The sequence below is a fragment of the Azoarcus sp. L1K30 genome, assembly GCF_018122735.1.
Classification (GTDB): domain Bacteria; phylum Pseudomonadota; class Gammaproteobacteria; order Burkholderiales; family Rhodocyclaceae; genus Parazoarcus.
Map to the genome: position 1 here is coordinate 2,642,253 of NZ_JAGRRD010000001.1, position 6,286 is coordinate 2,648,538.

A 6,286-nucleotide genomic window follows, 5' to 3' on the forward strand; every position below is an offset into this window, starting at 1 on the left:
TTCAGCACTGCACCAGCCCTAGTCCCCGGTATTCAATACCTTGCGCATGCTTGCATTGCGCAGCGCAACGCCGCGCACCTCCACCACCTGTTCGGCCTCGATCTCGAATCCGAAGCGGCGGAAGAAAGGCTGCGCGGTAAGGCTGACGTTCGAGCGCAGGCGGTCCAGCCCGAGACTGCGGGCCCGCTCCTCGATCCGGCGCATCAGCGCCGAGCCGACGCCCCGCCCCGCCGCATGACCGCTGACGAAGAACTGGTCGATATAGCCATCCGCCTGCACGTCGGCATACCCGGCGACCCGGCCGTCGACTTCGGCCACGAAGGGACGGTTGCTGCGCATCAGTGCGCACCAGGCTTCCTCATGCCAGGTGTCGGGGGCCCACGCCGCGAGTTGCTCGGGCGCATAGTGGGCACGCGCGATCTCATGCACCGACGAGTGCATGACCTGCCACAGCAGGTGCTCCTCTCCGTCGCGGAATTCACGCACCACCAGCGCCGGCACGTCCGGCGGCGATTCCTGGTGCCGGGTAGCCGCCGGCACTGCCTGACGCATCCCAATCCCCGGCAGCCAGGCAAACGCCTGCGCCAGCTTGTGAGCGGCATCGGTCTCGATGACCTGATCATGGGCGACAACGATACGGCGCGGCTCGAGCGCCAGCAGCGCGTCCACGCTGTTGGCGAGCGCCGCCTTGTCCCTGACCAGGACCCTGATCGTGCGCGACATGCCGAGCCGGTCATAGACGCCGAGCAGGCGCGCCGCAAGCCCGCCCAGCCCCCGGTTGTCCGGGCCGAAACAACACAGCAGGTCGGTGAGGATCAGCGTGCCGCTCGGTGCGTGAAACCATGCCGTCTCGTGCAGAATGGGCAGCCCGTCGATGAAGATCTGATGCAACTCCGGCCTCCATGGCGGCGCGTCCATCGCGCCGATCACCTCGAAGCCGGCGAGATCCGGCCGCTTGCGCGCAAGACCGGGTGCGATCAGCCCGGAGGCCGCCGGAAATGCCTGCATGAAGGGCAAGAAGAAAAGGTGGTGCGCCTTGTTCGGCGCCACGACGAAACCCACCGGTCCGATTGCGTCGAGCGCAGCCACCAAATCGGGCGTGGGCGCGATCGGCGAATGCACCCACAGCCTGCCGTCACAAAGGCGCACGACCGTCATCCGCGTGGTGATCGCGAACGGCCCGAAGCGCAGCGCCTGCTGCGCATGCCAGATCTGCCCGGGAACGAGCACGTTCAACGCCATCTATGACCTCCATCTGCAAGGTTCGCCCTGCAGCTGGGCAGTTGCAGTTCATGCCGCAAGTGCATCGGCAAGCGCTCCAAGCAGTTTCGCCCCGTCGCCCCGCCATGCGCTGCCGTGCATGCACGCGAGCGTCCGTGGATTGGTCGAGGCAAGTTTCTCCAGCATCGCACGTGCGTTCTTTGTGTGCGAGAAGTAATCCATCTGATGGCGGAATGCCTCGCTCGGTCCAAGGATGTCCGATTCCGTCACCGGCGCGAGATCGCTGCCGCCTTGGGTGAACAGGTCTCCACACAGCAAGGTGGACGTCAGTTCTTCGGTCAGAAATCCGCATTCCCAGGCGTGCGGCAGATGCGGCGCATCCAGCCAGCGCACACAGTGCTTGCCCAGCGCGAGCAGCTCGCCGTCAGCAAGTGCGCGCGGGGCGCGGTCCGCCAGATCGCTGATCGACACCATCGCCGCAACCATGCCACACACTGGCACCGACTGCGGTGCAATCGCCAGCCATTCGTTGAGCGATCCGCACTCATCGGCTTCAACATGGGAAAAGCCGATATACCGCAGCCTGCCGGCCGGCAACAACGTTTTCACCGCTTCGTGCACCAAGGGAAACATCTTTCTTGGGCCTGTGTGAAAGAGCAAGGGCTCATCGTCCACGATCAGGTACTGATTGAACGAGAATCCGCCCCCGCCATCGATCACGACCGGCGTGTTGATGCGATAGATTCCGTCGGCAATCTCATGCACATTCGTCCCGGACTGGCCGTTGGTGATGGTCATCAGAATCTCCTTCCATCCGCTGTTGCTCGTCGGCTGCGGTCAATGTCCTTGCGACCGCAATTCCGCAGGTCAAGGGCACGATTCCGCGAAGTGATGAAAGGGTGCCAGCGCACGATGAGCCACCAGGTGGAACCCGACCTCGCACCACCGTGGGCGCCCTCGAACAGAGACCTGCAAGCTGCTCGATGGCTGGCGTCGCGACACTTCACCCCGGGCGAAAGTGCGCGCCCGTTGATCAGGATAGCATCCGGATTTTCGGGTTGCCCGGCGAGTGCCGACAATATCCGGCGCGGCGTCAACGTACCGTCTTTTCCGACGCGTTCCTGTCGCCCCCTGCAGTGGCAACCTCGGGAACACACGGCAAGCCCCTGCAGTCAAAAGGCCGTGTACAAGCCTGACGGAGCCCGACAACCGAAGAGTCCTCCGGTTGAGCGGACAGTCCTTTGCTCGACCCATCAAGGCATGGGGGTGCAACATCATGTTCAACAAGGATCGTTTCATTGAGGATTGTGTGCGCGGAGTCGCCGAGGGACACGAGGCGATTCGCGAGTTGATGGCTGAGGCCGTTTCCGATAGGGCCGGAATCCTTGCCGAATTTGGCGCCCCAGAACATGCCGGTCTTACGCCGATTTTCAGGTCGCCGGCACTCACGGTCATCAACTTCGTATGGGCACCCTGCATGTGCCTGATGCCGCACAATCACCAGATGTTTTCAGTTGTCGGCATTTATGCGGGACGCGAGGACAACATCTTCTGGCAACGGACGGGACCGACGATTGCCGCCACGGGCGCCAGATCCCTGGGGGGCGGCGATGTCGCCACCCTCGACAGCGACGTCATCCATTCGGTACTGAATCCGATCGGCAAGATGACGTGCGCGATACACGTCTATGGCGGTGACTTCTTCGCCCCGCCCACACCACGAAGCGAATGGGACCACGAAACCCTCAGCGAACGTCCGTGGAACGTCGAGCGCGTCAAGTCGCTATTTCGCGAGGCCGAGGCGCGCTTTGGCGCGAGCACCGGATAGCGCGCTCGCGTTCATTTGCCAATGCCAGCAATCTGAGCACGGTCGCCCAGTTTCTTGCCGTCACCGCTGTGCCGACCTGCTCCGCCAGCGCCCTGCACAAGGGCAAACGATGTCGCCTGGGCGGCGCTAGTTCCACCGCGGCTCGGTGACAAGGAGCAGCACGACGAACAGCGCCGCCACCATGCCGGGAACGGCGGTAACGGCCAATACGACAATAGCGAGGCCGACCCTGCCGCTTGCGTGCAGGGCATGACCACCCCAAAGACTGGCCCCCATGACGGACAGGATCAACGACCACAGCCCGGCGTTGAACGAGGACACCGAACCGTCGTTCAGGCCAATGACAAAGAACGCGATCACGACCGCAGCGGTCAGTGCGGCACACACCAAGAACAGGGTGTAGATGCGGCGAGCGGCCACGTCCCGGCTCATGCGAGACGCCCCACGCGGGACACGCCAACAGACCATCGACATCGTCTCGTCCGCACCGGCTGACGCCGCATTTTGCGTGTGCTCCAGACGAATGACGGCTTGGGCATCACGGCAACAGCGCCTGTTCCGCCGCCATGCGCGCGTGAATCGCCGTGGTGTCGAACAGCGGCACCGGCGAGTCCTGCGGTCCCACCAGAAGTGATATTTCCGTGCACCCGAGAATGATCGCCTGTGCCCCTTGGGACGCCAGCCGTTCGATGATTCTTCGATACTCGCCGCGAGACGCCGGGCTCACGATGCCCAGGCATAGCTCCTCGTAGATGATGCGGTGAACGACGGCACGATCTTCCGGCCCGGGAACGATGACACGAAGGCCATGACGCTCGATCAGGCGTTCGCGATAGAAGGCCTGCTCCATCGTGAATCGCGTGCCGAGCAAACCCACGCTGGTATACCCTGCCCGCCTGATCTCCGCGGCAGTCGGATCGGCGATATGCAGCAGCGGGATGCCGACGGCCGCTTCGATGCTGGGGGCGACCTTGTGCATGGTATTCGTGCACAGCGCCAGGAAGGCCGCGCCTGCGGCTTCGAGCGCCCGGGCGGCATCGGCCAGGATGGCCGCAGCGGCATCCCAGTCTCCGCCATGCTGAAGGCGCTCGATCTCGTGGAAGTCCACGCTGTAGAGGACGATTTTCGCCGAATGCAGGCCACCCAGACGTGCCTTGACGGTCTCGTTGATCAGACGATAGTAGGGAATCGTCGACTCCCAGCTCATGCCGCCGATCAGGCCAATGGTCTTCACGACATCTCCTTTGACAGGATCCGGCCCTCCTGCATGATCACTTGTCACTGACCGCCAGCCTGACCCCGAGCCCGGCAAACGCCGCAGCGAAACCTTGGCGAAGCCAGCGCTGAACGGCAGCGGACTCGATGACATGGCGCCGAAACGCATGCGCCACGCTGCCATAGACGACGAAGACAACGAAGGTCATCGCCATGAAGATGGCGCTCAAGGTGAGTAGTTGAAGCACCGGCCGTGCAGCGCCCGGCTCGACGAACTGGGGCAGAAACGCCAGGAAGAAGATCGTCAGCTTCGGGTTCAGGATGTTCAGCAGAAAGGCCTTCAATACGATGCTTGACCGGCCCACCCGAGCCACCGTACCGTCCACCGCGAAAGCCGACGGATCGCGCCAGGTGGCATAGGCGATGTAGAAAAGATAAGCAACACCCGCATACTTGAGCACCTGAAACGCCAGCGCGCTCGTGTGCATGACGGCGGCCAGTCCGAGGATCGTGGCCGCCAGGTGGGGCACGATGCCTGCCGTGCAGCCAATGCTCGCGTAGATGCTTGCCGCTCGCCCCTGCACGATGCCCGTGGACACGGTGTAGATCACGCCCGTACCTGGAATGAGTACGACCACCAGAGAAGTGAAGAGAAATTCGGGGCTGATCATGTAGGCGCTCCAGGGCGTGGCGACATCAGCCGCTACACTGCCACACAATGCCGCAGTCACCAACCCGCACGGCATTCAACGCAGGCAGGACGGATCGCGTGCCGGATCATCCCGCCCGCACCGCAGCTCAGCCCGTGCCCGCGAGCACCTCTGCGACCCGCGCCCGCAGTTGCGGAAGCAGCTCCACTTCAAACCAGGGATTTCGACGCAACCAGAGATTGTTGCGTGGGCTCGGATGGGGCAAGGGGACGACGTGGGGCCAGTGCTCGCGCCAGGACTGGACCGCACGCGTCACCGATGCATCAGCATCGGGCAAATGGTAAGCCTGCGCGTACTGGCCGATGACGAGCGTGAGCCGCAAATCAACCAGATGACGCAGCAGCTGCTCACGCCACGCCGGTGCGCACTCCCGCCGTGGCGGAAGATCGCCCGCCTTGCCGGTGCCGGGAAAACAGAATCCCATTGGCAGGATGGCCACCTGCTTCGGGTCGTAGAAGACGTCCGGGGCGACGCCAAGCCAATCGCGAAGACGATCGCCACTCGCGTCCGCGAACGGCATGCCGGATTCATGAACCTTCCGCCCCGGCGCCTGCCCCGCGATCAGAATGCGCGCATGTGGGTGAAACTGCAGGATTGGCCGCGGACCGAGCGGCAGATGCGCCGCACAGATCGTACAGCGGCGCACTTCGCTCAACAGCGATGTAAGCGATGCCAAGCTTGAACCTCCATCTCAAATTCGAGGAAGCGCAACGGAGGCACCCACGTTGCGGCACCATCTCGGTCAATACTCGATGACCGCTCAGCGCACGTCGGACGCCCCCTACCCCGTGACGTTCGGCAGGCAGCATGCAGTGCTACACCGCTTAATCCAGGACTGTGGTCCCCGAATCGGCCTACTTCTTAGGGTCAGTTGCCTTTTCCACGGCATCACCCGCTTTCTCGACTGCCTCATCGACTTTTTTTCCGGCACGCTCCATAGGCCCCTCTTTTTCGCACCCCGCGAGGACGAGCGGAGCGGCCAGCAACAACGCCACGGCCCACTTGCCAAGCACAACGGATCGAGCATTCGATTTCATGTTCATGGATCTCCATTCAAAGACGCAGTCTGTAGCTTAGAACATGGAATCTCATGGCGAAAACAATCCCCTGACGACCGGCCATGCGAATCACCACATCTAACTGCACGGCAGACTTCTTTGCCTGCCCTTGGTCAGACTTGTTTCGATCCCGCAAATTTGGCAAGGCAGAGCCCGTCTTCGGCAACCCACGCCATAGCGAGGCAGGGGCTTTCGCTGCGAGCGCCGTAAGCGCCCGGCGAACCCGTCTTGCCGTTTCGCTCAGGCGCAGTGGC

9 protein-coding genes are annotated in these 6,286 nt (G+C 63.1%); 1 reads left to right on the top strand and 8 read right to left on the bottom strand.

The window, feature by feature from the left end; translation table 11 throughout:
- Positions 1-18: 18 nt before the first annotated feature.
- Together J5J83_RS12160 and J5J83_RS12165 are read right to left on the bottom strand one after the other, a co-directional pair.
- Positions 19-1,242 (bottom strand): GNAT family N-acetyltransferase, encoded by a 1,224-nt coding sequence (locus J5J83_RS12160; protein ID WP_212349460.1) that lies wholly within the window; start codon positions 1,240-1,242, stop codon positions 19-21.
- Positions 1,243-1,290: 48 nt separating this feature from the next.
- Positions 1,291-2,019, bottom strand: coding sequence for a hypothetical protein (locus J5J83_RS12165; protein WP_212349462.1), 729 nt, complete (start codon positions 2,017-2,019; stop codon positions 1,291-1,293).
- 478 nt (positions 2,020-2,497) lie between these two features.
- On the opposite strand from J5J83_RS12165, the gene J5J83_RS12170 reads away from it, so the two are divergent.
- Positions 2,498-3,049, top strand: a complete 552-nt coding sequence (locus tag J5J83_RS12170) for a hypothetical protein (RefSeq protein WP_212349464.1) — start codon at positions 2,498-2,500, stop codon at positions 3,047-3,049.
- A gap of 126 nt (positions 3,050-3,175) precedes the next feature.
- Here J5J83_RS12170 and J5J83_RS12175 read toward each other — a convergent pair whose 3' ends face one another.
- The 6 genes from J5J83_RS12175 to J5J83_RS12200 form a co-directional block, all read right to left on the bottom strand.
- Positions 3,176-3,481, bottom strand: coding sequence for a hypothetical protein (locus J5J83_RS12175; RefSeq protein WP_212349466.1), 306 nt, complete (start codon positions 3,479-3,481; stop codon positions 3,176-3,178).
- A 106-nt stretch (positions 3,482-3,587) separates the two neighbouring features.
- Positions 3,588-4,283, bottom strand: a complete 696-nt coding sequence (locus tag J5J83_RS12180) for an aspartate/glutamate racemase family protein (RefSeq protein WP_212349467.1) — start codon at positions 4,281-4,283, stop codon at positions 3,588-3,590.
- A gap of 37 nt (positions 4,284-4,320) precedes the next feature.
- Positions 4,321-4,935, bottom strand: coding sequence for a LysE family translocator (locus tag J5J83_RS12185; protein WP_212349469.1), 615 nt, complete (start codon positions 4,933-4,935; stop codon positions 4,321-4,323).
- 127 nt (positions 4,936-5,062) lie between these two features.
- On the bottom strand, positions 5,063-5,650 hold the full coding sequence (locus J5J83_RS12190; protein ID WP_212349471.1) for a uracil-DNA glycosylase family protein: 588 nt from the start codon (positions 5,648-5,650) through the stop codon (positions 5,063-5,065).
- Positions 5,651-5,828: 178 nt separating this feature from the next.
- On the bottom strand, positions 5,829-6,017 hold the full coding sequence (locus J5J83_RS12195; protein ID WP_212349473.1) for a hypothetical protein: 189 nt from the start codon (positions 6,015-6,017) through the stop codon (positions 5,829-5,831).
- A gap of 10 nt (positions 6,018-6,027) precedes the next feature.
- On the bottom strand, positions 6,028-6,286 hold a 259-nt coding region (locus tag J5J83_RS12200; protein WP_212349475.1), incomplete at its 5' end, for a hypothetical protein.

Bases quoted from the DNA above. Each gene is read 5' to 3' on its own strand.
- J5J83_RS12165 (WP_212349462.1), bottom strand. From the start codon at position 2,019: ATGACCATCACCAACGGCCAGTCCGGGACGAATGTGCATGAGATTGCC.
- J5J83_RS12160 (WP_212349460.1), bottom strand. From the start codon at position 1,242: ATGGCGTTGAACGTGCTCGTTCCCGGGCAGATCTGGCATGCGCAGCAG.
- J5J83_RS12185 (WP_212349469.1), bottom strand. From the start codon at position 4,935: ATGATCAGCCCCGAATTTCTCTTCACTTCTCTGGTGGTCGTACTCATT.
- J5J83_RS12175 (WP_212349466.1), bottom strand. From the start codon at position 3,481: ATGAGCCGGGACGTGGCCGCTCGCCGCATCTACACCCTGTTCTTGGTG.
- J5J83_RS12195 (WP_212349473.1), bottom strand. From the start codon at position 6,017: ATGAACATGAAATCGAATGCTCGATCCGTTGTGCTTGGCAAGTGGGCC.
- J5J83_RS12170 (WP_212349464.1), top strand. From the start codon at position 2,498: ATGTTCAACAAGGATCGTTTCATTGAGGATTGTGTGCGCGGAGTCGCC.